A 24,967-nucleotide genomic window follows, 5' to 3' on the forward strand; every position below is an offset into this window, starting at 1 on the left:
CGTCAGACCTCGTCATCACAAAAAGCCATGACCAGACCGAGGTAATCCGCAAACTCGGCAATGCCGTGATCGCTGCCCTCGATAATTTTCTGTTTTGCCCCCGGATAATGCGCAACCATTTCACGCCAGTCGAGAACTTCATCACCAGTCGCAGCCAGCAAAAAATAACGTTCCGGCCGGGTGATTTTTTCCACTGCCAAGGCCCGCAATTGTGCGACATATTCCGCTTTGAATTCAAATACTTCGTCGCTGTGATAATACGTCGTCACACCGACATAACTTTCCAGATCGCGTGGCGGTTTAACGGCAGGATTGAGCAGCACAGCTTTGCAAGCATATTTTTCCGCCAGCCAGGTCGCATAGAAGCCGCCTAACGAGGAACCTATCACCGTCAATGTTGCGCGTTGTGCCGGATCCGCTGTCGCAATGATGGCTTCGGCCTGTGCGATTGCTTCTGCCGGTGATGGTGATAATGCAGGACAAAAAAATTCATCCGTGCGTCCCAGCTCCTGCATATGTTGCTGCATCACCCGCGCTTTATAAGACTGCGGGGAGGAACGAAAACCATGCAGGTAAACAATCATGCTGCCACAACCTCAGCCTGTGCATGCGATTTCAGCGCATCGAGTAATTTCTGATGCACGCCACCGAAGCCGCCGTTACTCATGATCAGCACATAATCACCGGGCCGCGCCTGACGGACAATCGATTCAACCAGCTCGGGAATCACCGAAAAAGTCGCCAGCTTGTCGCCCAGCGGCGCCAGCGTTTCAGCCAAATCCCAGCCGAGCGCATCTTTGCCTTCATGTGCTCCGAAACCAAATACCAGATCCGCTTCCGCCAGACTGCCGGGCAAGGCTTGTTTCATGGTGCCGAGTTTCATGGTGTTGGAACGCGGTTCCAGCACAGCGAGAATACGGGCGTTGCCGACTTTGCGGCGCAATCCGGCGACCGTCGTCGCCACTGCAGTCGGGTGATGGGCAAAATCATCAATCACGGTGATGCCGTTTTCAATGCCGCGCACTTCCATGCGTCGTTTCACATTCACAAACTGCGCCAGCGCTTCAATCGCAATCTCAGGTTTGACGCCGACATGGCGCGCGGCAGCAATCGCGGCCAGAGCGTTCTGACGATTATGTTCGCCATTCAGCTGCCATTGCACTGTGCCCTGACATTCATCGTTGAAAAAGACGTCGAAATCTTCACCGTCTTTTAAGACAATGCGCCATTCCTGTTCATTGCCGAAAAACTCTTTCTCGCTCCAGCAACCGCGTTGCAGCACGCGTTGCAGGGGTTCGTTCTGGCCATTAACGATCAGACGACCAACGCCCGGCACCGTGCGCACCAGATGGTGAAATTGCGTTTCTATCGCACCGACATCAGGGAAAATATCGGCGTGGTCGTATTCAAGATTATTCAGAATTGCCGTCTTGGCGTGGTAATGCACGAACTTGCTGCGCTTATCGAAGAACGCGGTATCGTACTCATCAGCCTCAATTACAAAAAAATCCGAGGCATGATTGCCTTGCAGTCGCGCAGAAATGCCGAAATTCAAAGGCACACCACCGATCAGGAAACCCGGAGCGTAACCGGCATATTCGAGTATCCAGGTCAGCATCGCCGAGGTGGTGGTTTTGCCGTGCGTGCCAGCGACCGCGAGTACCCACTTATGGCGCAGGATGTGGTCACCCATCCATTGCGGACCGGAAACATAAGGCAAGCCGCGATTCAGGATTTCTTCCATCAAAGGATTGCCGCGCGACACGACGTTACCGACCACGTACAGATCAGGCTCCAGCGCGATTTGCTCAGCCCCGAAGCCCTGCGTGAGCGTAATGCCCTGCGCTTCTAACTGTGTGCTCATCGGAGGATAAACGTTGGCATCGCAGCCAGTCACGGTATGTCCGGCTTCCTTTGCCAGCACAGCCAGTCCGCCCATAAACGTGCCGCAAATACCTAAGATATGAATGTGCATAATTTAACTAAATTTCAGAATCCCGCAATTCTACCTGACTGCGCCCGTGTTTCCCTATGCACAAAGGTGCAGATGTTGGGTTATGATGCCGCCATGATGATTCACACTCCCAACGAAGCCGAAGCCCTGCGGGCTGAAATCGCTATGCTGGCGGCACGCATGATCGCTGAAGACGGCGCTGACTATGCGACCGCCAAGCGCAAGGCGGCCAAACAATTGCTGGGTAACCGCAAGATCAAGGGCGATGTTCTGCCGGACAATGCGCAAATAGAACAGGAAGTGCGTGAATACAATGAACTCTTCTTCGGCGATACGCAGCCGCAAAGGCTGCACCATTTAAGACAACTGGCTGCCGGACTGATGGAAGAGCTGGCGCGCTTTCATCCGTATCTGGTGGGCGCAGTACTGAATGGAACGGCGGGCAACCATACCGATATCTATCTGCATTTGTTTACAGACAATACCAAAGACGTCGCCATTTACCTGCTGAACAGAGATATTCAGTTTGAAGTCTCAGAGCATTTCAATAATCGCAATGAAAGCGTGGAAACCCTGAGTTTTATCCACGAAAATGAGGGCGTTCATCTCGTCTTGCATGACCACGACGCGATCCGTAACGGTGGCGGTAAAAGTCTGGAGCGCGCTAATTTACAGACATTAAAAGCACTCATGCAGGAAGCTGCAGAACAACATACCGGAACGAAAGACCTGATATGAATAAACGATTTATCTCCATCGCCCTGCTGTGCGGCACTTTATTCGGCGCACTCGGTATTTACGCCGGAAATCTGAAGACAGCGCCCGAAACACCGCAAAACGATGCCGTCAAACAATTAATGGCAAAGACTTTGCCAGACAGCAATGGCAAGCAACAAGCCTTAACACAATGGAATCAAAAGCTGTTGGTCGTGAATTTCTGGGCGACCTGGTGCGCGCCCTGCGTACAGGAAATGCCGGAATTGTCCGAGTTGCAGCAGGAATTGAAAGGTAAACCAGTACAAATCCTCGGACTGGGTATAGACAGTCCCACCAATATCAGCGAATTTGCAAAAAAACTGAATGTCAGCTACCCGTTATATGTCGCAGGACTCGATGGCAGCGAATTATCGCGCCAGCTCGGAAATAAGGCAGGCGGACTGCCATTTACAGTACTGATTTCTGCCGACGGCAAGGTGTTAAAAAGCTATCTGGGCCGTCTGAAGATGAATGAGCTGCGCGCTGATATCGCCAAATTTTCTGCGGAAAAGGCCAAGTAAGTTGATTTTTCCTTGCCAATTTCCGTGCATTAGCGGCAAAATGCGGCCATCTTCGTCAAATTGAATGTGACTATGGCGCGCAAACTATTGCTGCTGAATGGCCCCAATCTGAATTTACTCGGCACCCGTGAGCCTGCCGTTTATGGCTCAACAACGCTTGCCGATATTGAGTCCGCAGCACAAGCACAAGCCGCCGCCGCTGGCGCAGAACTGATCAGCTTTCAAAGCAATCACGAGGGTGCACTGATCGACAGAATTCACGCGGCACGTGCTGAAAATGTCGATGCGATCGTGATTAATCCCGGCGGACTGACCCACACCAGCGTCGCGTTGAGAGATGCACTGGCAGGCGTCGCCATCCCTTTTGTCGAAATTCATATCTCCAATATTCATCAGCGCGAGAGCTTCCGTCACCATTCTTTTCTGTCCGCCATCGCTAAAGGGGTGATCTGCGGCCTTGGCACTGACGGTTACCGGCTGGCGATTGATTTTTCTCTAAAAAATATCTAATTTCGCTCTTCTTCGTGCATTTAACGAGTATTTTCGTTTAATTTAATGTACAATCTCATTTTTTCCGGCATTGCAGGAACGTCAGAAACGTTCTATATTGCGCGCTCTCATTAATCCAGAACTACTTTTTTCTAGGGGATTCCACATGGATTTAAGAAAACTCAAAACCCTGATTGACCTCGTCGCAGAATCGGATATCGCCGAACTCGAAGTCACAGAAGGTGAAGGCAAAGTCCGTATCGTTAAATCTTCGGCATTACCTCAGAATCAAGTGGTCATGATGCAGCAGCCACAGCAGCAGATGGCGCCGGCCGCAGCACCCGTCGCTACAGCGCCAGTCGTTGCAGCGGCACCGCTTGCACCGGAAGGCAATATCGTCAAATCGCCAATGGTCGGCACTTTCTACCGCTCCTCCGCTCCTGGTGCTGCACCTTTTGTCGACATCGGCAAAAGCGTCTCCAAAGGAGACACGCTGTGCATTATTGAAGCAATGAAATTGCTGAACGAAATCGAAAGCGATTTCGAAGGCACAATCAAACAAATACTGGTGGAAAACGGTCAGCCAGTTGAATTCGGCCAGCCTCTGTTCGTCATTGGCTAATGCCGGCAACGTGCCAGATGTCACTGCACTCATCGCAGCAACCATTGCCACAGTAAAGTTAAATCATGTTTGAAAAAATCCTTATCGCCAACCGCGGTGAAATCGCGCTCCGTATTCAGCGCGCCTGCCGCGAGATGGGCATTAAAACCGTAGTCGTGCACTCAGAAGCCGACCGCGAAGCTAAATACGTCAAGCTCGCCGATGAATCTGTCTGCATCGGCCCTGCTGCCTCGAGTTTAAGTTACCTCAGTATGCCCGCGATCATCAGTGCCGCCGAAGTGACTGATGCGCAGGCGATCCATCCGGGTTATGGCTTTTTGTCTGAAAACGCCGATTTCGCGGAACGCGTCGAGCAATCCGGTTTTGTTTTCATCGGCCCACGTGCCGAATCCATCCGTCTGATGGGCGATAAAGTATCGGCCAAGCACGCGATGATAGAAGCGGGCGTTCCCTGCGTTCCCGGTTCCGAGGGTGCATTGCCGGATGATCCGAAAGCGATTGTGCAGACAGCCCGTAAAGTGGGTTATCCGGTCATTATTAAAGCGGCAGGCGGTGGTGGTGGACGCGGTATGCGTGTCGTGCACACAGAAGCGGCCCTGATCAATGCTGTAGCAATGACCAAAGCCGAAGCTGGTGCAGCCTTCGGCAATCCTGAAGTGTATATGGAGAAATTCCTGGAAAATCCGCGCCACGTGGAAATTCAGGTTCTGGCCGACCAGCATGGTAACGCGATCTGGCTCGGCGAGCGCGATTGCTCTATGCAGCGCCGCCATCAGAAAGTGATAGAAGAAGCACCGGCGCCGGGCATTCCACGTAAGATTATTGAAAAAATCGGCGACCGCTGTGCCGCAGCCTGCCGCAAAATAGGCTACCGTGGCGCAGGTACATTTGAATTCCTGTACGAAAACGGCGAGTTTTATTTCATCGAAATGAATACCCGCGTTCAGGTCGAACATCCGGTGACCGAAATGATTACCGGTGTTGATATCGTGCAGGAACAGATCCGCATTGCTTTCAATGAGAAACTGCGCTTCAAACAAAGCGATATTTCTCTCAAAGGTCACGCGATCGAATGCCGTATCAATGCAGAAGATCCATTCAAGTTCACACCGTCGCCAGGTCGCATCACATCGTGGCATGCTCCGGGGGGTCCTGGCATCCGTGTTGATTCTCACGCTTACGCGGGCTACTTCGTCCCACCGCATTATGATTCTATGATAGGCAAAGTCATTTCTTACGGCGAAACACGCGAACAAGCGATCCGCCGTATGCAGATTGCGCTGTCAGAAATGGTAGTGGAAGGCATACAGACTAATATCGCCCTGCATCGTGAACTGATGATTGATGCACGCTTTATCGAGGGTGGCACCAATATTCATTACCTCGAACATAAACTGGCAGATATGCCGGATCTGGCAAAGAAAAATCAATAATCATCACTACGGATCTTGCGTCATGTGAATGGCGCAAGATCTTTTAGAAAGAGCACTATGGGTTGGATAGAAGTCGTTATCGAAGTGGCACGAGAACATGCGGAAGCATTATCAGACGCATTGATGGATACTGGCGCATTGTCAGTGTCTGTCGAAGATGCGGACGAAGGCACTGCAGACGAAAAACCATTGTTTGGCGAACCGGGTATGGAACCCGAGGAAACAGCATGGGATCGCAGCCGTGTGGTCGCACTCACCGATATCGACAGCGATTATGCAGCGATAGTCGCCGCAGCGGCGCAGTCCATCGGCCTGCCTGCAACCCCATCCTACACCACCCGCTCAGTGGAAGAACAAGACTGGGTGCGCTTGACGCAGTCCCAGTTTGCACCAATACACATCGGCAAAAACATCTGGGTCGTCCCTAGCTGGCATGATGCGCCGGATGCAGATGCGCTGATACTGGAACTCGATCCGGGACTGGCATTCGGTACTGGCAGCCATCCGACCACGAGACTGTGCATGGAATGGCTGGAAGCACACGCACCACAAAACCTGACGGTGCTTGATTACGGCTGCGGCTCGGGTATTCTGGCGATGGTCGCGAGCAAACTCGGCGCTGGTAAAGTGATCGGTGTGGACATTGATCCGCAAGCGATAGAATCTGCGAATTTCAATGCTGAACGTAATCATTGCAACGTTGAATTTGCTCTGCCTGAAAAATTCGGCACCGACCATCCTTCATCGGAAAAATTCAATGTCGTCGTCGCGAATATTCTCTCCAGCCCGTTGAAACTGATGGCACCGATGCTGGCGGGACGCGTTGCAGCAGGCGGCTCACTGGTGTTGTCCGGCGTGCTCGCACGTCAGGCAGAAGAAGTGGCGGCAGCTTACGCTCCATTTATCCAACTCAGCGTCTGGGCAGAGCACGAAGGCTGGGTCGCGCTCTCAGGACAATTGCCAGGTTAATCTGTCATGGCTCTCGCCACACGCTGCCCTCACTGCCTGACCATCTTCCGCGTGGCGAATGACCAACTGAAGCTGCACGCGGGGCTGGTACGTTGCGGCTCTTGCCAGCAGACGTTTAATGGCGTTGAACATCTGGTTCCGCCGCATGAATTGAACAAGTCGCATCAGTCTAAGCCTGACGTGGTGTCCAATATAACGACAGCGCAAGCGCTGGCCTCGCCAGTAGCAAGGTCAGCATTAACACCAGCGGAAACAACGGAACCCGAAGTTGCCGTTCAGTCAACCCCGCTATCGGAAACTGCACCACCCGCTGCAGATCAGGTAGCCATCGTCATTGACGAAACAGCGACAGAAAAAACGATATTTCCTTCTGCAGCGAAAGCAGAAGCAACACCAGCGGCAGTCATTGGCGACGCAGAAATCCGCGAAAAAACGAATGACTTGCCGGAAGATCTTGAGCAGGTTCTGGCCGCCAAGACGAAACCGGAACCAGAAGCGCCGGAAGTACCCGCTACACCGGTACCGGAATCAGCTGCCTCACTGGATTTTTTCCTGGGTGAAGAAGATCCTTTTGCAGAAAATGCAGCCACACCTCCGGAAACACTGTTAGCTCAGGTAGAGCTGGAAACCAAAGCCGCTATGCTGGAAGAACCCAGCATAGACTGGTCGGTTGCGGACAACGTCAATGCAGAAGATGATCAGCGGATAACGGCGTCGGATGACAACGAAGTATTGCCTGCGACGATGACCGCCATCGCCACTGACGAACTTCAGGAGCCTCAGGAACCTTATCTGCCGGAAACGATGGATGCAGCAATACTCGCTCAGACTGGTGCTGCACTGGAGCGCCTGGCAACCGAGACTGAAGACTCCGTCAGCGATACTGGCGCGGATGAAGAAGAAAAACCTGAATTTGTCCTGCAGGCTGAAAAAGCAGAAAAGCGTGGTCGCCTGTACAGTATCCTGATGATCCTGCTGAGCCTGATTTTGCTGCCTGCGCTGATCGCGCAGACCGGCTATATTTTCAGAAATCAGATTGCTGCTGCTTATCCGGAAACACGTTCAGGACTGGAACAAGCGTGCCGCATTATTCACTGTCAGATTTCCCTGCCAGCCCAGATCGACTACATCACCATAGAGTCAAATGAGCTACAGGCGCTGTCACCGGGAAAAAATACATATTCGCTGGTAATGCAATTACAAAACCGCAGCAACACGGTGCAATCATGGCCCGCTGTTGAACTGGTGCTGAATGACGCAAAAGACAAGCCGGTCTTACAAAAAGCCTTTACTCCTAAAGACTATCTGAGCGAGCCGGCTGATATTGCAAAGGGTTTCGCACCCGGTACTGAAAAGAATATCAAGTTGTATTTTGACCTGCCCAAACTGAAAGCATCCGGCTATCACGTCAGCGTTTTTTATCCCTGATGTGTCGTGATCGCAATCACCGTATTGTAATCACGACAGCCAGCGACATCTGCTTCGTATCAGGATTTCTTATGAGCCGCCAGCGCATGCGCGAGTTGCGCCCCCGCCTTTGCATTATTTTTCACTAAAGCGATATTACTGACCAGACTACGGCCAGCGGTCAGCTCCTTAATTCTCGCCAGTAAAAACGGCGTCACAGCTTTGCCGCTGACGCCTTGCCGCGCCGCTTCCTGCAAAGCCTGCTGGGTAATGCCTTCTATTTCTGCCCGCGGCATCGCATCTGCTTCCGGAATCGGATTGGCAATCACGACACCGCCACGCAAACCCAGCGTCCACTTTGTCGCTATAAAATCAGCCTGTTCGGTGGCACTGTCGAGCTGGAAATCAGCACGGAAACCGCTATCGCGAGTGAAGAATGCCGGAAATTCAGCCTGACCTACGCTGATAACAGGAACGCCGTGGGTTTCCAGATATTCCAGCGTCAGACCCAGATCCAGTATCGATTTCGCGCCGGCACAAACGACCGCAACCGAGGTGCGCGCCAGCTCCTGCAAATCAGCAGAGATATCAAAACTGGTCTCTGCACCACGATGCACGCCGCCAATCCCGCCGGTCACAAAAACCGGAATGCCCGCCAGCTCGGCGCAAATCATGGTCGCCGCCACGGTTGTCGCACCTAATTTTTTACTCGAAATCACATATGGCAAATCGCGCCGGCTGACTTTCAGTGCATCTGCAGATTGTCCCAGCAATTCCAGTTCTGCATCTGACAAGCCTATGTGTATCTTGCCATTCATAATTGCAATCGTAGCAGGAACCGCACCATGCTCGCGGATTATTGCCTCAACCTCGCGCGCAGTCTGTACGTTTTGCGGATAAGGCATGCCATGCGAAATGATGGTGGATTCCAGCGCCACCACAGGTTTACCGGCAACTCTCGCGGCGCGTACTTCTTCAGAAAAAACTAAATAGGATTGCATCATCACCCCTCATTGAAAATGGTTGCATCCAGCGTTTGCAGCACGCTGGTCTCTGTTTGTATCGTCAGTGCTGCCAGCTGCAAACCGCGCTGACAGGCAAGCTGCATATCATCCGGCGTCTGATGCAAAGACCAGCACACGGCAGCAGCAAAGGCATCTCCGGCACCAGTGACGTCCACGACCTCAGCCTGATGCGCTGCCAGGTGTTGCGCCGGCAAACCTCGTTTTGCATCAGTAAAAATGACGCCCTCCGCACCAAGTGTGACGATCACATCGGTGACTCCCTGCTCCTGCAGTTGCAAGCAGCCACCGATAATTCCCTCATGGTTGCTGAAGCGGGTAACAAGCCTCTGTTCCAGTTCCGCCTGATTCAGAATCAGCAGGCGCACTCCGTTTAATACAGCAGGAAGACGCGCCATTTTCGGCTGAGAAACAGCCACGATGATCAACGGCTTATTATTCACAAGCGCCTCATTCATCAGCAACTGAATGCTGTCGGGAGGTAGATTCATATCAGCAACAATCATCGCAGCAGCGTTCAGTTGCGACCGGCGACTGATCAGAAAGTCGCGGTTAAGTAACTCACATAACTCCATGTGCGCCAGTGCCAGCACCAGTTCGCCGGAGTGATCCAGGATTGCAGTATAAGTCCCGCTGCATGCGCCGGAAACATGTAAAGAGCCGCTGGTATCGATTCCGCTACTTTTCGCGTGATTCATCAGTCCTTTACCGCTGGCATCGTCACCGATTGCACACATTAACGCTGCGGAGACACCCAGCCGCGCAAGATTTTCAGCGATGTTGCGGGCGACGCCGCCGTAAGACTCATGCTGACTGACAGGGGTGGAAGTGCCCATACGCAAAGGCGCTGCCGTCCTCAACTTACGGTCGATATTCGCACCACCGATACAGAGGATGGCGCGCGTTTCAGGAAACATATATGCCCGGCCGAGAATACGCCCTTCCCTGATCAGCCCGGCGATATGGCCTGCCACCGCCGATCGGGATAAATGCAATGCATCTGCCAGTTCTTGCTGGGTCACATACGGATTCGCACTGACAAGTACAAATAATTGCTCTTTTTTTGATACTGAGCCGCTCATAGTATTTTTTCCTGACGGAACTTTCTGACGAGAATCAAGATACCGCATCAGATAAACAGGGATCGCACTGCCGCCAACCCGAATAAACTTTACCGCAGCTGCACTCGCCCCAAAAAAGACAAATGTCTAAAATAAAAACATTTGTTTATTAAGGTGAATAATAACACATCCGGATACCAGCATCCGCCGGCACCAACCGGATAAATCGTCATATCGTGTCTGCAATTCCGATTTGACAGCAGTTATTATCCGCAGCACAATCTCGCCCTGCATGAATCGGTATCACAGTGGCACGGCAAGATTGTTCCGCTAAGACGCGACAGCAAAAGTACATGCCTGATACAACATGGCGCAGTGACGCGACTGAAGTGATATCGCTTGAGTTGCCGGTCGAAATAATAAGACACGCTGTAACACCGCCTGCTGCATTTTGCCCGTCTGGATATTGCATAAAATTTCATCAAATCCTGAGAATGCGCTTGACTAGCAGAAGTAGGCCATAGTTAAATACGAAATCGATTGCGCAAACGATTGCGCAGCACCCTTTTACTGAGAAAAAAGTATCATGAAGCCACGCATCACCGTAGTCGGCAGCGTCAATATGGATTTAGTGTTCCGCACACCGCGCATGCCCGCAGTGGGAGAAACCCTGTTGGGGCATGAGTTCCGTCAGATTCCCGGCGGCAAAGGCGCCAATCAGGCGGTGGCTGCTGCCCGTCAGGGTGCGGATGTCAGCTTTATCGGTGCAGTCGGCGATGACGGCTTTGGTGATTTCTCGCAGCAGTGTCTGGCGAAAGAAGGTATCAACATTCAGCATCTGGCGCGTGTTGCCGGTGTTGCCACTGGTGTGGCCGGCATATTGGTGGAAGACAATGGCAGCAATAGCATCGTGCTGGCAGGAGGTGCCAATGCAACACTGAGCGTCGATCAAATCGAAGCAGCAACCAGTGTCATCGGTGCGGCACAGTTATTGCTGTGCCAGTTGGAGACACCGGTCGATACCGTCACCCGTGCAATCGCCATCGCGCATGCTCAGGGTGTCAAAGTGGTGTTAAATCCGGCTCCGGCACAGCAACTGGATTCTGCATTATTAAAGCAAGTTGATTACCTGATCGTGAACGAAACAGAAGCATCACAACTCAGCGGCATCAGTGTAAGCAACCAGGCGAGTGCACAACAGGCATCGGAACGTTTGCTGGAACTGGGCGTCGGAACCGTTTTGCTGACTATGGGTGGCGACGGTGCATTGATCACACAAGCAGGCAGCAGTGAATTTATTCCGGCGATTAAGGTCGATGTGGTGGATACCACCGCAGCTGGTGATACTTTTGTCGGCGCGTTTGCAGTCGGTATCGCTAATGGGCTCAGCGTTTCTGATGCCAGTCGCGAAGCACAATATACTGCAGCGCTGACCGTGACGAAATTAGGGGCACAGACATCGATTCCACATCGGCATGAAGTTCTGGAATTTATGAAAGTACGGAAAGTCGCCTGATTACGATCGGGTACGATTACAAGATAGCAGGATTTGATAGAATTTTGACCTTACAGCCAGACTTGGTGGCAACGCATGGTAGTCTGACGACAGCAAGTGCCCATTGATAATGAGTGACACCGCGTGCTGTTAGCGAATAGCGATCACAAACGCGATCACACAAGATATACGAATAAGGAAGCTCTCATGAAACTCAAACAACTCTGCCTGACTCTGGCTGGATTGCTCGTTGCAGGCGGCGCTTACGCTGCAGACCCGAAATTTGCCGTTATTTACGATGCAGGCGGTAAGTTTGATAAGTCTTTCAACCAGTCTGCTTCCGAAGGCGCAGAGCGTTTCAAGAAAGAAACCAAAATCGGCTTCATGGAAGTACAGGTCGCCAGCGACACGCAAACAGAGCAAGTGCTGCGTAATCTGGCTCGTAAAAACGTTGATCTGATTGCCGCAATCGGCTTTGGACAAGCGCAGGCAGTACAAAATATCGCCAAAGAATTTCCAAAAACAAAATTCGTATTGATTGACGGCGTTGCTGCGGGCAACAATGTCAGCTCGGTATTATTTAAAGAACAGGAAGGTTCTTATCTGGTCGGCGTGGCGGCGGCCCTCGCGAGCAAATCCAAAAAGATTGGTTTCATCGGCGGCATGGATATTCCGCTGATCCGTAATTTCTCCTGCGGCTACACACAAGGTGCAAAAGCCACCGATAGTAAAGTCGAAGTGATCCAGAATATGGTTGGCACCACCACTGCGGCATGGAACGATCCTGCCAAAGGCGGCGAACTCGCGCGCGCGCAGTTTGAGCGTGGCGTCGATGTGATCTTTGCAGCAGCAGGTGGCAGCGGCATGGGCACACTGCAGGCAGTCAAAGAAAAAGGCAAACTCGGTATCGGCGTTGACTCGAATCAGAACTATATGCATCCGGGCAATATGCTGACATCGATGGTCAAGCGCGTTGATCAGGCGATTTATGACAGCTTTATGCAAATGAAAAATGGCAAATGGCAAGGTGGTACCATCTACAAAGGCCTGAAAGAAGGCGGCGTGGACTGGGCGCTGGACAAAGACAATCGCAGCGTTGTCAGTGCCGAAGTTGAAAAGCGTGTCAACACGGCGAAACAAGACATCATTAACGGAAAAATCAAAGTCGTCGATTTCCGTGACGCCAATAAATGCCCGGTTTAAGATAAAACTCACCATGATCGGGGCGCCAACATCGGCGCCCCGAAATTTTTACTCCTATTCTTGACTCGATCACACCGAGAATCCCGAACGTATGCAAGCTGCCGTCGAATTTCAACACATATCCAAACGCTTTGGCGCAGTGCAGGCGAATCGCGATGTGAGTTTTTCCATTGCACCCGGTTCCATCCATGGCATCATCGGCGAAAATGGCGCAGGTAAATCCACCCTGATGAGCATACTGTACGGTTACTACCGTGCTGACGGCGGTCAGTTGCTGATTAACGGCACACCGCAACAAATCCGTAACAGTCAGGAAGCAATCGATCTCGGCATCGGCATGGTGCACCAGCATTTCATGCTGGTTGAAAACATGACGGTGCTGGATAACGTCATGCTCGGCTCTGAAGGCGGCTTCCGCCTTGCTGCTCATCGCAAACAGGTTGAAGCGAACCTGCGTGAGATTTGTCAGCGTTACTCGCTCGACGTTGATCCGCTTGCCAAAATTCAGGATTTATCGGTCGGCATACAGCAACGCGTTGAGATTCTGAAACAGATATACCGCAGCGCGAACATTCTGATTCTGGATGAGCCAACGGCAGTGCTGACGGTACAGGAAACCGCTTCGCTGTTTGCCGTTTTGCGATTATTCAAAGAGCAGGGCAAAACGATTATTCTGATTACGCATAAGCTGCAGGAAATTCTCGACATCACCGACGAAGTAACTGTGATGCGCGCGGGTACTGTTGTCGGTTCTGTGCAAACCGCGAACACCAATAAAGAACAACTGGCGGAACTGATGGTGGGTCGCCCTATCGAAACACATCTGCCGCGTGCGCCGTATGCGCCGGGTGAAACAGTGCTCGATGTGCAGGGACTCAATCTGATCAACGCCCAGCAAGTCAGCTTGCTCAAAGATCTGAATTTCAATATCCGCGCCGGAGAAATCGTCGCCATCGCTGGCGTCTCCGGCAATGGACAAAGCGAGCTGCTGGAAGTGCTGAGCGGTATGCGTTTACCGAGTAGCGGCGCAGTGACGATGCAAGGAAAGGCACTACCATTCGCTGGGCGCAAAGATGCGGATGGTTTGCCTGCGACGTTCCGCGAACTCGGCATCGCACACGTACCGGAAGACCGTCTGCGTGACGCCGTTGTAAAAAATTTCTCGGTCATGATGAACAGCTTTCTCGGTTATCAGAAAAAGCTGGGCAAAGCTTTTGGTCTGCTCGACTACAAAACCATACTGAAAACCTGCAACGAACTGCTGAGTAAGTTTGATGTGCGCCCGGCTGATCCACATTTGCGCATTGCGCTGCTGTCCGGCGGTAATCAGCAAAAAGTGGTGATGGCGCGGGAGATGGCGTCAGACCCCAAACTGATGCTGGTAGGTCAGCCAACACGCGGCGTCGATATCGGCACCATAGAAAGCCTGCATGCACGCCTGTTGGCGATGCGCGATGCGGGCGTCGCCATCCTGTTAGTGTCGGTGGAACTGGAAGAAGTCCGTGCCCTGGCTGACCGCATTCTGGTCATGTCCGGCGGCTGCATCACCGGTGAACTGAAAGTAGAAGAATTTGATGCGACCCGCATCGGCCTGCTGATGGGTGGATTACACAAACACTAAACAGCAGCCGGAATACAAAGCAAAACTTAAGCGAACAAACAAGTGACGAACCACGTATGAATCAAGCCGATCTTCCCCGCTGGGCCACCGCCTTTGCCCTGCCTTTACTGAACTTGCTGTCCGCCCTGCTGGTGGCAGCAGGTGTGATTTATCTGCTGGGTGAGAGCCCGCTGGAGTCGCTGGGCATACTGCTGAATGCTGCCGTTTTCAATCCTGAAGGACTGGGCTACACCCTGTTCTACGCCGCCACATTTATCTTCACCGGATTATCCGTATCGATTGCGATGCAGGCGGGTTTATTCAATATCGGCAGCGAAGGTCAGATGTATCTGGGTGGTCTCGGGCTGACTCTGGTGCTGCTGGCTTTTGATGCGAGCTTACCGGCATGGCTGCTGATTCCGCTGGCGATTGTCGGTAGCGCGATCTTCGGCGCGGCATGGGCTTTTTTACCCGGTTATTTGCAGGCAAAACGCGGCAGTCATGTGGTGGTGACGACCATCATGTTCAATTTCATTGCGGCCAGCCTGATGAACTACATCATCGTCAGCTTTCTGATTCCTGCCGGTGAACAAAATACCGCCAGCCGTGTCTTTGCCGATAGCGCATGGCTGCCTAAGCTGAATGGCATCCTGCCGGTTCTTGGTGAAACACCGCTGAATATCAGCTTTATCATGGCCTTACTGGCCTTAGTCATTTACGGTGTTGCAGTGTGGCGCACAACCTGGGGTTATCAGTTACGCGCGACGGGTCTGAACCAGCATGCAGCGCACTATGCGGGCATTTCCATCAGCAAAACCATCATGGTTGCGATGATGATTTCCGGCGCGCTGGCTGGCCTGGCGTCCGTCAATTCCGTCATGGGCTCCACGCATTATCTGGGCCTGAATTTCCCCGCAGGCGCAGGCTTTATCGGTATCGCCGTCGCACTGATGGGACGTCAGCATCCGATCGGTATTTTGCTGTCGTCGATACTGTTCGGTGCGCTGATCCAGGGGGGCTTTGATCTGTCGCTGGAAAAACCGAATATTCCGACCGAAACTTTTATTTTCATTCAGGGCCTGATCATTCTGTTTTGCGGCGCGATGGAAAATCTGTATGCCCCGGCTATTTCTGCCCTGCTCAAACGTAAGGAAAAATGATGTTTGATGATTTTCAATTTTCCAGCATTCTGGTTTCTACCATCCGCAATGCACCGGTATTAATGTTTGCAGCGATGGCAGGTCTGTTCGCTGAACGCAGCGGCGTGGTCGATCTGGCACTTGAAGGGAAAATGCTGGCAGCCGCGTTTGTGTCAGCAGCAGTCGCCTTTGCGACGCAAAACCCGTGGTTAGGCATCCTCGCCGGTGTCGGGATTTCTGCTGTCATCGCTTTATTGCAGGGCTTTGTCAGCATCACGCAAAAAGGTAATCAACTGGTGGCCGGTATTGCCCTCAATATCGCCCTGAGCGGCCTGACCTTTGTACTTGCTCAGTTTTTCTTTATGCAAGGTGGGCGTACGCCTGATCTTGGTTCTGCCCGTCTGTTTGATATTGTTTTACCGGGCTCGGAAGCAATCAGCGGCATTCCGTTTCTGGGCTGGTTTTACACCAAACTGATCGGTGGTCACAGCGCGCTGGTGTATCTGGCATTTGCCCTGATACCGCTGGTGCACTGGGTCTTGTATCACAGCCGTTTCGGTCTGCGTCTGCGCGCTGTCGGTGAAAATCCGCATGCTGCCGATGCCGCTGGCATCAATGTCGAGCGCACCCGTTTTATGGCGATGCTGTGCGCCGGTGTGCTGTGTTCATTCTCCGGCGCTTATCTGTCCATCGTCCAAAGTGGTTTTTTCCTGCGCGATATGTCCGCTGGTAATGGTTATCTGGCGCTCACCGCGCTGGTGTTCGGTAACTGGCGGCCACTGCAAACGGCGCTCGGTTGCCTGATGTTCGGTTTTTTCACTGCTCTGCAAGTCCAGATCGAAGGCGTGGTCTTCCCTGGCTTGGGAAAAGTACCGGGATCATTGATACAGATGATTCCGTATGTAGTCACCGTCGTCGTTCTTGCGGGCCTGATGGCGAAATCCGTCGCGCCGAAGGCGATAGGCGTGCCGTTTGTAAAGTCACGATAAAAGACTATAAAACCTGCCGGTCGTCCGTATGGGCTAGTCCCGTACTGGCTGCCGGTGATTTATTTTTTAAATCGACAACGTTACGGCCTCCTTGAACCAGGTCAAACACAACAAATTGCTTCACACTGGGTTCTGTTCAATGGCCAGTTGAAGTTAATTCCTGGAGTATTTCCATGCAAGCAAAACATAAAGTCATTTTCGATACGGACCCAGGCGTTGATGACGCAATGGCGCTGTATTTCGCGCTGGCCCATCCTGATATTGATGTCGTCGGTATCACCACTACTTTCGGCAACGTGTATGTCGAACAGGCGACCATCAACGCGCTCTACCTGACCCGCATCGCAGGCCGCACTATTCCGGTGGCACAAGGTGTGAATGTGCCATTCGCGAAAGCTGCTGGCATACCGCCAGACTTCATCCACGGTGCAGACGGCCTCGGCAATCTGCCTTCCCGTATCGAAGTCGGCGGTCAGGCTGAAGTGGAAAGCGCAGCGGAATTCATCGTCAAGATGGCACGTCAGCATCCGGGTGAAATCACGCTGGTTGCTGTTGGCCCGCTGGGCAACTTGGGTCTGGCACTGAAAATGGAACCACAACTGCCTAAGCTGTTGAAAAAAGTCGTGCTGATGGCCGGTGCGGTTGACGAGCCGGGCAATGTCTCGCCAGTCGCAGAAGCGAATGTCTGGAATGATCCGGATGCCGCCGATCTGGTCTTTACAGCAGGCTGGGATCTGACCATGGTTGGTCTGGATGTGACGCATCGCGTGGTCTTGCCATCGAGCTTCTTTGCACGTCTGGCAGAACAACACAAACACGTGGCGATGGATACGCTGTCGCACGCAGTGAATTTCTACGCGAACTTCTACCAAAGCATACGCCCTGACCTCGGCCATGCTTGCTACGGTCACGATGTACTGGCGTTTGTCTGGCTGGTCGCACCGGAAATCTTTGAAACACAAAACGGCCGCGTGCGCGTTGCCAAAGAAGGCATAGGCAATGGTCAGACCATGATGGCGAAACTGGCGATTCCTTACCCGCAAGCAGGTTGGGAAGCCAGCAAACCAGAAACCCGCGTCTGCATGAAAGTGGATGCTGAAGCCTGCGCTAAGCTGATCGACCAGACCTTATCCAGCGACTGGCTGAAACCAGCACTGGTAAAATAAGGGGAACAGTCATGCTGATACAACCAGTTGATTACCGTGATCCGGATGCGGCAAGAAAATTCACCGAAAGCCTGCACAACACCGGCTTTGGCGTTTTGACCAATCATCCTTTATCGCAAAATCTGCTCAACACCATTTATCAGGAATGGTACGAGTTTTTCCAGACCGATGCGAAAAACAAATACGCGTTTACGGAAAAAATGGACGGCTATTTTTCGCCGAAAATTTCCGAGACCGCCAAAGGCTATGCCAAGCGCGATCTGAAAGAGTTTTACCACGTTTACCCATGGGGACAATATCCGTCCGAAGTCTCCAAGGCGGCGCTGGAATACTACGAACACGGCAACAAACTCGCCACTGAATTGCTGCAATGGGTAGAAGATCACACACCCGCAGAGATCAAGGCCAAGTATTCCATGCCCTTGTCTGACATGATCACCGACAGCGATCTGACCCTGCTGCGCGTGCTGCACTATCCACCGCTGACCGGCGATGAAGAGCCGGATGCAGTGCGCGCCGCAGCCCATGGCGACATCAATCTGCTGACCGTGCTTCCAGCCGCCACCCAGGCCGGTTTGCAGGTATTGGGCAAAGACAATGCATGGCACGATGTGCCGTGCGATTTCGGTATGCTGATCGTCAACATCGGTGACATGCTCGATGAAGCCTCGCAAGGCTATTACCCTTCGACCATTCACCGCGTGCTGAATCCGACCGGCGAAGAAGCGAAAAAATCCCGCATCTCATTGCCACTGTTCCTGCATCCGCGTCCGGATGTCGTGCTGTCTGAACGTCACACTTCCGGCAGCTATCTGCAGGAACGTTTGCGTGAACTGGGCGTAAAAAAATAATCTCCCAATACCGCTGCGCCTTTCAGGGCAACAATGCGCTGAAAGGCAGCAAATAAGCGCAGCAGATATCAGGAATAAACTTAACAAAAAAGGCATGCTGACCGGCGTGCCTTTTTAAATGGAGAAAGACATGAATACAGAGGAACTGATCGTTGAAGCCAAACTGGCGCGCGAACGTGCGTATGCACCGTATTCCAAATTCAAAGTCGGCGCGGCAGTGCTGACCAAAGATGGCAAAGTTTTCCACGGCTGCAATGTGGAAAATGCGTCGTACGGCCTGTGTAACTGCGCCGAACGTACCGCCTTATTCAGCGCCGTCGCCGCTGGCTATCGCCCCGGTGATTTTCAACAAATCGCCGTCACCGGCGACACCGACGGCCCGATCGCTCCTTGCGGCGCCTGCCGCCAGGTCATCATCGAACTCGGCGGCCCCGAACTCGAAGTCGTGCTGACCAACACCAAAGGCGACATCAAAACCACCACCGCCGGCGCACAATTACCGGACGCGTTTTATCTGCAACCGGAATAAATTTCTACCTAATAAAAAAATCCCCGACAGATCGTCTGATTTGTCGGTTTTTTTTTATTGTTGGAGCAATGTACGGTAATGTGAATGGCTCGGTAGATGCTTGCGTTGAACATGAAGTAATCATGTGTTTTTCGCAATCGATACGAGTGAACTACCCGCGTGTCCAGTTTGCATCAACTCTATCTCGTTGATAGATTGGTTAGGGCGATTCGTTTCAACGAAACTCGCCTAGCTTATATATGGTTTTTCTAAGGAATGTCGATATATTCATCAAATCTGAAATACAACCACCTTTGAAACCGCCTTTTTCATAAGGATAGCGAGCTTCAATGAATGAGTTTGCGAACTTAGCTAGGGCACTTTCAAATGATGGAAAGCTTTTACCTAAAATACTGGACGGAAACTCTTCTTCAATTTTGCTTTTAATGTGAGTTGGAATTTTAGAGTACAAAACATCGAATTTATGTTCACGTGTCAGGCACTTTGTGAAACCTTGGTAAGTTGCACTACCGTCATCGTGAACCAAGAAAGGAATTAAATCATCTTCGGCAAGATACGACTTCAAGTAGAGCTCAATAGATAGCGCCATATTGACAACGAATGGATATGGCCACTCGATTCCTTCTGGCATCGTGTCAAACAGAATCTTTCCTGTTTCTGCAAAGGCATTGGCCGTAGTTACGACAGCCATTTTGGGGAGAAAATCACGCGCCATTTTTAACCCTAATTTGTTTTAAAGTAAAAATTGAAGTTAACATGCCAATGCAAAATTAGCCACACTATTCCAAACTTCTTAACAGCCTGATATTTTCCATTTACCTGCAAAACAGCAACGGCAAAATACATAGCGATTCGCCTCATCGCTACATTCCGCGTCAAAAACCCTTCAAACAACCCAATATATACTCCCCCCAGTATATTTTTATCCCCTTTATTCTTGCTGAGATTAGGGCGATTTTCATTAAATATGGGGGGAGTATCTTGTTTTCTGTGAATTTAACGCTAAACAGGCGCACCATCCTCAACACTAAAGCGGGTAACGTAATGCGCGAAGTTTGCGCTGCCTCAGCATGCGTGCATTCATTGCGGCATTCGCCGACGCTGGTGCGGCGTTTGCTATCTGAATGGCATCACAGTGGCTATACTTGATACCTCGGGCGGCGCAGCGGTAAGCGCGATGCCCTGATTATTCAGTGAGGAAATTCAATTGAAACTTTCATTTCATGGTGCCGATCTCGGTGTGACCGGTTCCTGCCATCTGCTGGAATGCGATGGCGTGCGCATACTGATTGACTGCGGCATGTATCAGGGCAGCCGTAATCTGAATGAAGAAAATGCCGATGCCTTCGGCTTCGATGCAGCGTCAATCGACTATGTGTTGCTGACGCATGCGCATCTGGATCATTGCGGTCGTCTGCCATTGCTGGTGCGACGCGGATTCCGTGGCAACATCATTGCCACCGCTGCGACCCGCGATCTGGCGCGCATCGTGTTGCTCGATTCTGCGCATCTGCAGGAATCGGAAGCGGAATATCAGAACAAGAAAAGCGCGCGGCGCGGTGAAGATAAGCGCACCGAAGCGCTGTACAACACGCATGATGTGTTGCATATGCTGGATCACTTTAACCAGACTGTGCATTACGATCAGGAGCTGCTGATCGCGCCCGGCATCACCGCGACGTTTATCGATGCCGGCCATATTCTGGGCTCGTCCTCCGTCGTGCTGAATCTGACGGAAGATGGCAAAAAATGTCGCGTCGTTTTTTCCGGCGATATCGGCAGCAACGGCAGAAAGCTGCTGCGCAACCCGACGACGCCGCCGAAAGCAGATGTGGTGGTGATGGAAACCACGTATGGCGATCGTCTGCACAAACCGCTGGATCTGTCGATAGAAGAGCTGTATCAGGTGATTACCGACACCTTCCGGCACGGCGGCAATGTCGTGATTCCGACCTTTGCGCTGGAACGTGCGCAAGAGTTGCTGTATTACCTCCGTGAAGGCGTGCAGCAGCATCGCTTACCGCGTTCCATGCAGGTGTTTCTGGATTCACCGATGGCGATCTCAGCGACGGAAATTTTCCGTCAGCATACCGGTTGTTATGACGCCGAAACGGCAGCGATGTTCAGCAATGAGCATGATCCGTTTGATTTGCCCGGTCTGCATTTCACGCGGGATGTGGCGGACAGTATGGCGATAAACCGTTTTTCCGGCGGCGCGGTCATTATGGCAGGTGCAGGCATGTGTACCGGCGGCCGTATCCAGCATCATCTGAAACATCATTTATGGCGACAAAACGCCAGCATCGTGTTCGTCGGGTTTGCGGCGAAAGGAACGCTGGCACGGGAAATTATCGACGGTGCGCGTACAGTGCGTGTGCTTGGTGAAGAGATCGCAGTCAGAGCTGGCATACATACCATCAACGGTTTTTCAGCGCATGCCGACCGCGATGAATTACTGGCCTGGCATCAGCATACGCATGCCGCACATACGTTTCTGGTACATGGTGAAGAAGAAGTCATGCGCAGTTTTGCGCGCTTGCTGCCAGCAGGTGCCGTCAGCCTGCCGCAGACGGCAGACAGCATTGATCTGACGCCGTATTGCCATCCTAAGAAAACAGCGAAGCACTGAAAAAAAAATCCCTGACACAGCGTGCTGTGGCATGGATTTTTGATACGACAGGGGAAATTGCCCCTGTCGTTTGTGTCGCGTTTTTAATGAACTAATGATGTGAATGGCGCAACGTAAGCTTGCATGAACACGAAGAAGCCAACCAGCACCGCCAGCGCCAGACTGTGGAAAAACACGAAGCGCAGAATCGTACCTTCATGTCCATACCAGCGTGTGGCGGTACTGGCGACCACGATACTCTGCGCATCGACCATCTTGCCCATCACGCCGCCCGAGCTGTTGGCAGCCGCCATCAGCACAGGGCTTAAACCGAGTTGCTCTGCCGTAGTTTTTTGCAGGCCGCCGAACAGCACATTAGCTGCAGTATCCGAACCCGTCAGCGCCACGCCCAGCCAGCCGAGCAAGGTGCCGAAGATAGGATAGAAAGCACCGGTATGCGCAAACACCAGACCCAGCGTAGCATCGGTACCGGAATAGCGTGTCAGATAACCCAGCGCCAGCATCAGCACAATGGTCAGCAACGAATAACGTACCAGCCAGATCGTGCGGAAATAAATTTTGACCAGATCAATCAGCTTGTATTTCATCAGCAAGCCGCTGATGACGGAAGCGAGGAAAATCCCGGAACCCGTGGCCGACAGCCAGTTCAGCGTGTACACCGCCGCTTCTTTATGCGGCTTGGCGACGACAGGGGCAACCTTCTCCACCATGTTATGCAAACCGGTAAATGGAATCTTGAACACAGAAATACCATCGACCCATTTTTTGAATTCAGGTATGCCCCAGATAAACACTAACGCCGTTAAGATCACCCACGGCATCCATGCCAGCACCAGCGCACGGCTATCGTGCTTTTTGAAAATCGCTGCTGCGGCATCGGCTTCATGACCATGCGGTTTTTCACTTTCCAGATCCGGTTCGCCGGAATCGGTTTCATGACCTTTGAGAGAAGTCGACGTCCAGATTTTTTTCGGTTTCCAGACTTTCAGGAACAGGATCAGGCTGACCATAGACACAATCGCCGCGACCACGTCCACCAGCCACGGGCCATGGAAGTTCGACACCAGATATTGCGGAATCGCGAAGCTCAGACCGGCAACCAGAATCGCTGGCCAGATTTGCAGCATGCCTCGAAAACCGGCAAACGCCCAGATCAACCAGAACGGCACCAGCAAAGAAAATAAGGGTAACTGGCGACCGATCATGCCGGACAACTGCATCAGATCGATACCAGTCACCGCCGCCAGCGCAATCACAGGCGTGCCGAGCGCACCATACGCCACTGGCGCAGTATTGGCGATCAGACACAGACCTGATGCCGCCAAAGGAGAAAATCCCAGACCGATCATGATCGCTGCTGTCACAGCAACTGGTGTACCAAAGCCGGCAGCACCTTCAAAGAAAGCGCCGAAACAGAAGGCGATCAGCAATAACTGTATACGGCGATCATCGGTGATGCCGGTCAGGCTATCCTGCAATACAGAAAATGAACCGTTTTCTATGGTCAGCTGGTGTAGGAAAATAATATTCAACACAATCCAGCCAATGGGCAGCAGGCCAAATGCTGCACCAAATCCGGCGGCATTCCATGCCAGACCGGCAGGCATGCCGAAGCCAAAAATCGACACGGCCAATGCGCTCGCCAAACCAAGACCAGCAGCGTAATGCGCCTTCATATGACCAAATGCAATACATCCCAGCATCACAACCACGGGTATCGCCGCCATGAGGGCGGATAACCATATATTGCCTAGCGGGTCGTAAACCTGACTCCAGACCATTTCTATCTCCATTGTTTTAAAAGCATGTGCACCCATCAGGGCGCTATGGCGGCGATAGTACGACAGGAAGCTGCGCAGTTTCCGCACTGCACACATGAAATGATTTTCAACTATCGTTGAATAATTCGATACTTTCCTTAAAACAGAATTTCTCTTTAGTTAAAAGTCTGATCAATTCATACTGCATTTTTTGCCGCAAAGAGGTCTCTTTTTTCCTGAGATGTGGCCATGTGCGTGCAGCCAGGGCAGTGTCAGAATAATTTTTCTTTTCAGGTTAATATGTTTTCGGGTGCTGCCATCCCGTTTGCGGCAGCCACGCCCCTAACCTTACGGAGAAGACTATGCAACTTGAAAAAGATTGCCGCAGCATGATCGGGCATACGGATATTGATAAAGGCATCAATCGCAGAAATTTTATTCAGACAGCAGTCGGCGTCGGCTTCGCCGCGGCAACACTGCCCGTCTTTGCGCAGAGCGTGATTAAAACCGATACCAAAGGCTTGAACGCAGGCGTGATGTCGCTCGATATACAAGGGCAAAAAGTACCGCTCTACTATGCACAGCCGGAAGGTAAAACTAATCTGCCTGTGATACTGGTGATCTCGGAAATATTCGGCGTGCATGAGCATATTGCAGATGTAGCGCGCCGCTTTGCGAAACTGGGTTATCTGGCACTGGCACCGGAACTCTTTATCCGCCAGGGTGATGCCAGTAAATATGCATCGATTGCAGAACTGATGAAGGAAGTCATTTCCAAAGTACCGGATGCACAAGTCATGAGCGATCTGGATGCAGTCGTTGCGTGGGCGGGCAAGAATGGCGGCGATTTGCAACGCCTGGGTATTACCGGTTTTTGCTGGGGCGGGCGCATCACCTGGATGTATGCGGCGCATAACCCTGCCGTCAAAGCGGGCGTCGCCTGGTATGGTCGCCTGAGCGGTGACGCCAGCGCACTCACGCCCAAGCACCCGATGGATATCGCTGCCAGCCTGAAAACACCGGTACTCGGTTTGTACGGTGCGAAAGACACGGGCATCAGCGTCGAATCAGTCAGGAAAATGGAGGCGGCGCTGGCGCAAGGTCACAGTCACTCGGCATTCAACATCTATGAAAATTCCGGTCACGCTTTCCATGCCGATTATCGTGCCAGCTATGTAGAAGCCGATGCGAAAGACGGCTGGAACCGTTGCGTCGCCTGGATGAAAGCGAACGGCGTCGCCTGATTTCCCGCAAAAACGACGGGTTGCAATGGTGTTGATCGCCATGGATGCAACCCGTAAAAGCCAGCGTCCATTTGCGTAAATTGTCCGCCTGTGCTTTAATTTGCAACCTGGTTGCAAATTATCCCCGA

The 24,967-nt window shown here is 52.1% G+C and carries 23 protein-coding genes; 17 read left to right on the forward strand and 6 right to left on the reverse strand.

Translation table 11 applies throughout. The features are described from left to right. Window positions 1–2 precede the first annotated feature (2 nt). On the reverse strand, window positions 3–584 hold the full coding sequence (locus ACPAOP_RS00660; protein WP_423708931.1) for a YqiA/YcfP family alpha/beta fold hydrolase: 582 nt from the start codon (window positions 582–584) through the stop codon (window positions 3–5). After that, on the reverse strand, window positions 581–1,975 hold the full coding sequence (gene mpl / locus ACPAOP_RS00665; RefSeq protein WP_423708932.1) for a UDP-N-acetylmuramate:L-alanyl-gamma-D-glutamyl-meso-diaminopimelate ligase: 1,395 nt from the start codon (window positions 1,973–1,975) through the stop codon (window positions 581–583). The genes ACPAOP_RS00660 and mpl overlap by 4 nt, the downstream gene beginning before the upstream one ends. Before the next feature lie 93 nt (window positions 1,976–2,068). Here mpl and ACPAOP_RS00670 point away from each other — a divergent pair, with 93 nt between their 5' ends. The 7 genes from ACPAOP_RS00670 (at window position 2,069) to ACPAOP_RS00700 (ending at window position 8,172) form a co-directional block, all read left to right on the forward strand. Continuing rightward, window positions 2,069–2,692, forward strand: coding sequence for a hypothetical protein (locus ACPAOP_RS00670; protein WP_423680844.1), 624 nt, complete (start codon window positions 2,069–2,071; stop codon window positions 2,690–2,692). Next, window positions 2,689–3,231: a TlpA family protein disulfide reductase gene (locus tag ACPAOP_RS00675; protein WP_423680843.1), complete on the forward strand. Its 543-nt coding sequence runs from the start codon at window positions 2,689–2,691 to the stop codon at window positions 3,229–3,231. Before ACPAOP_RS00670 ends, ACPAOP_RS00675 begins: the two co-directional genes overlap by 4 nt. A 72-nt stretch (window positions 3,232–3,303) precedes the next feature. Then, window positions 3,304–3,741: a type II 3-dehydroquinate dehydratase gene (aroQ, locus tag ACPAOP_RS00680; RefSeq protein WP_423708933.1), complete on the forward strand. Its 438-nt coding sequence runs from the start codon at window positions 3,304–3,306 to the stop codon at window positions 3,739–3,741. A gap of 145 nt (window positions 3,742–3,886) precedes the next feature. Then, window positions 3,887–4,342: an acetyl-CoA carboxylase biotin carboxyl carrier protein gene (gene accB, locus ACPAOP_RS00685; protein ID WP_423708934.1), complete on the forward strand. Its 456-nt coding sequence runs from the start codon at window positions 3,887–3,889 to the stop codon at window positions 4,340–4,342. A gap of 65 nt (window positions 4,343–4,407) precedes the next feature. Then, the gene (gene accC, locus ACPAOP_RS00690; RefSeq protein ID WP_423708935.1) at window positions 4,408–5,775 is read left to right on the forward strand and encodes an acetyl-CoA carboxylase biotin carboxylase subunit; all 1,368 of its coding nucleotides are present in this window, start codon (window positions 4,408–4,410) and stop codon (window positions 5,773–5,775) included. A 57-nt stretch (window positions 5,776–5,832) separates the two neighbouring features. Next, window positions 5,833–6,744, forward strand: a complete 912-nt coding sequence (gene prmA, locus ACPAOP_RS00695) for a 50S ribosomal protein L11 methyltransferase (protein WP_423708936.1) — start codon at window positions 5,833–5,835, stop codon at window positions 6,742–6,744. Window positions 6,745–6,750: 6 nt separating this feature from the next. After that, window positions 6,751–8,172, forward strand: coding sequence for a DUF3426 domain-containing protein (locus tag ACPAOP_RS00700; protein ID WP_423708937.1), 1,422 nt, complete (start codon window positions 6,751–6,753; stop codon window positions 8,170–8,172). 59 nt (window positions 8,173–8,231) lie between these two features. On the opposite strand, the gene ACPAOP_RS00705 is transcribed toward ACPAOP_RS00700, so the two are convergent. Next, complete coding sequence (locus ACPAOP_RS00705; protein WP_423708938.1) at window positions 8,232–9,152, reverse strand: pseudouridine-5'-phosphate glycosidase; 921 nt, start codon at window positions 9,150–9,152, stop codon at window positions 8,232–8,234. A gap of 2 nt (window positions 9,153–9,154) precedes the next feature. After that, entirely contained in the window at window positions 9,155–10,255 is a 1,101-nt protein-coding gene (locus ACPAOP_RS00710; RefSeq protein ID WP_423708939.1) for a carbohydrate kinase, read from the reverse strand. Between the two features lie 565 nt (window positions 10,256–10,820). Here ACPAOP_RS00710 and rbsK point away from each other — a divergent pair. The 8 genes from rbsK (at window position 10,821) to ACPAOP_RS00750 (ending at window position 19,206) form a co-directional block, all read left to right on the forward strand. Next, entirely contained in the window at window positions 10,821–11,750 is a 930-nt protein-coding gene (gene rbsK, locus ACPAOP_RS00715) for a ribokinase (RefSeq protein WP_423708940.1), read from the forward strand. Window positions 11,751–11,936: 186 nt separating this feature from the next. Further along, window positions 11,937–12,932 (forward strand): BMP family lipoprotein, encoded by a 996-nt coding sequence (locus ACPAOP_RS00720; RefSeq protein ID WP_423708941.1) that lies wholly within the window; start codon window positions 11,937–11,939, stop codon window positions 12,930–12,932. A gap of 91 nt (window positions 12,933–13,023) precedes the next feature. After that, the gene (locus ACPAOP_RS00725; protein WP_423708942.1) at window positions 13,024–14,553 is read left to right on the forward strand and encodes an ABC transporter ATP-binding protein; all 1,530 of its coding nucleotides are present in this window, start codon (window positions 13,024–13,026) and stop codon (window positions 14,551–14,553) included. A 56-nt stretch (window positions 14,554–14,609) separates the two neighbouring features. Continuing rightward, window positions 14,610–15,692 (forward strand): ABC transporter permease, encoded by a 1,083-nt coding sequence (locus tag ACPAOP_RS00730; protein ID WP_423680831.1) that lies wholly within the window; start codon window positions 14,610–14,612, stop codon window positions 15,690–15,692. After that, entirely contained in the window at window positions 15,689–16,660 is a 972-nt protein-coding gene (locus ACPAOP_RS00735; RefSeq protein WP_423708944.1) for an ABC transporter permease, read from the forward strand. Before ACPAOP_RS00730 ends, ACPAOP_RS00735 begins: the two co-directional genes overlap by 4 nt. A 173-nt stretch (window positions 16,661–16,833) precedes the next feature. After that, complete coding sequence (locus ACPAOP_RS00740) at window positions 16,834–17,826, forward strand: nucleoside hydrolase (protein WP_423708945.1); 993 nt, start codon at window positions 16,834–16,836, stop codon at window positions 17,824–17,826. 11 nt (window positions 17,827–17,837) lie between these two features. Beyond that, on the forward strand, window positions 17,838–18,677 hold the full coding sequence (locus ACPAOP_RS00745; protein ID WP_190477367.1) for an isopenicillin N synthase family dioxygenase: 840 nt from the start codon (window positions 17,838–17,840) through the stop codon (window positions 18,675–18,677). Between the two features lie 130 nt (window positions 18,678–18,807). After that, window positions 18,808–19,206 carry a cytidine deaminase gene (locus tag ACPAOP_RS00750; protein ID WP_212677746.1) on the forward strand — a complete coding sequence of 133 codons (399 nt, stop codon included), beginning with the start codon at window positions 18,808–18,810 and terminating at the stop codon, window positions 19,204–19,206. Between the two features lie 214 nt (window positions 19,207–19,420). Here the strand turns inward: ACPAOP_RS00750 and ACPAOP_RS00755 are convergent, their stop codons facing one another. Next, on the reverse strand, window positions 19,421–19,921 hold the full coding sequence (locus ACPAOP_RS00755; RefSeq protein WP_200177929.1) for a hypothetical protein: 501 nt from the start codon (window positions 19,919–19,921) through the stop codon (window positions 19,421–19,423). Between the two features lie 492 nt (window positions 19,922–20,413). Here ACPAOP_RS00755 and ACPAOP_RS00760 point away from each other — a divergent pair, with 492 nt between their 5' ends. Further along, window positions 20,414–21,835 (forward strand): MBL fold metallo-hydrolase RNA specificity domain-containing protein, encoded by a 1,422-nt coding sequence (locus tag ACPAOP_RS00760; protein WP_423708947.1) that lies wholly within the window; start codon window positions 20,414–20,416, stop codon window positions 21,833–21,835. An 83-nt stretch (window positions 21,836–21,918) separates the two neighbouring features. Here ACPAOP_RS00760 and ACPAOP_RS00765 read toward each other — a convergent pair whose 3' ends face one another. Beyond that, on the reverse strand, window positions 21,919–23,616 hold the full coding sequence (locus tag ACPAOP_RS00765) for an L-lactate permease (RefSeq protein WP_423710045.1): 1,698 nt from the start codon (window positions 23,614–23,616) through the stop codon (window positions 21,919–21,921). 341 nt (window positions 23,617–23,957) lie between these two features. Here ACPAOP_RS00765 and ACPAOP_RS00770 point away from each other — a divergent pair, with 341 nt between their 5' ends. Then, on the forward strand, window positions 23,958–24,839 hold the full coding sequence (locus ACPAOP_RS00770) for a dienelactone hydrolase family protein (protein ID WP_423680825.1): 882 nt from the start codon (window positions 23,958–23,960) through the stop codon (window positions 24,837–24,839). The last annotated feature ends 128 nt before the right edge of the window (window positions 24,840–24,967 follow it).

This window comes from Undibacterium sp. WLX3042, from assembly GCF_049544825.1.
Lineage (GTDB): Bacteria > Pseudomonadota > Gammaproteobacteria > Burkholderiales > Burkholderiaceae_D > Undibacterium.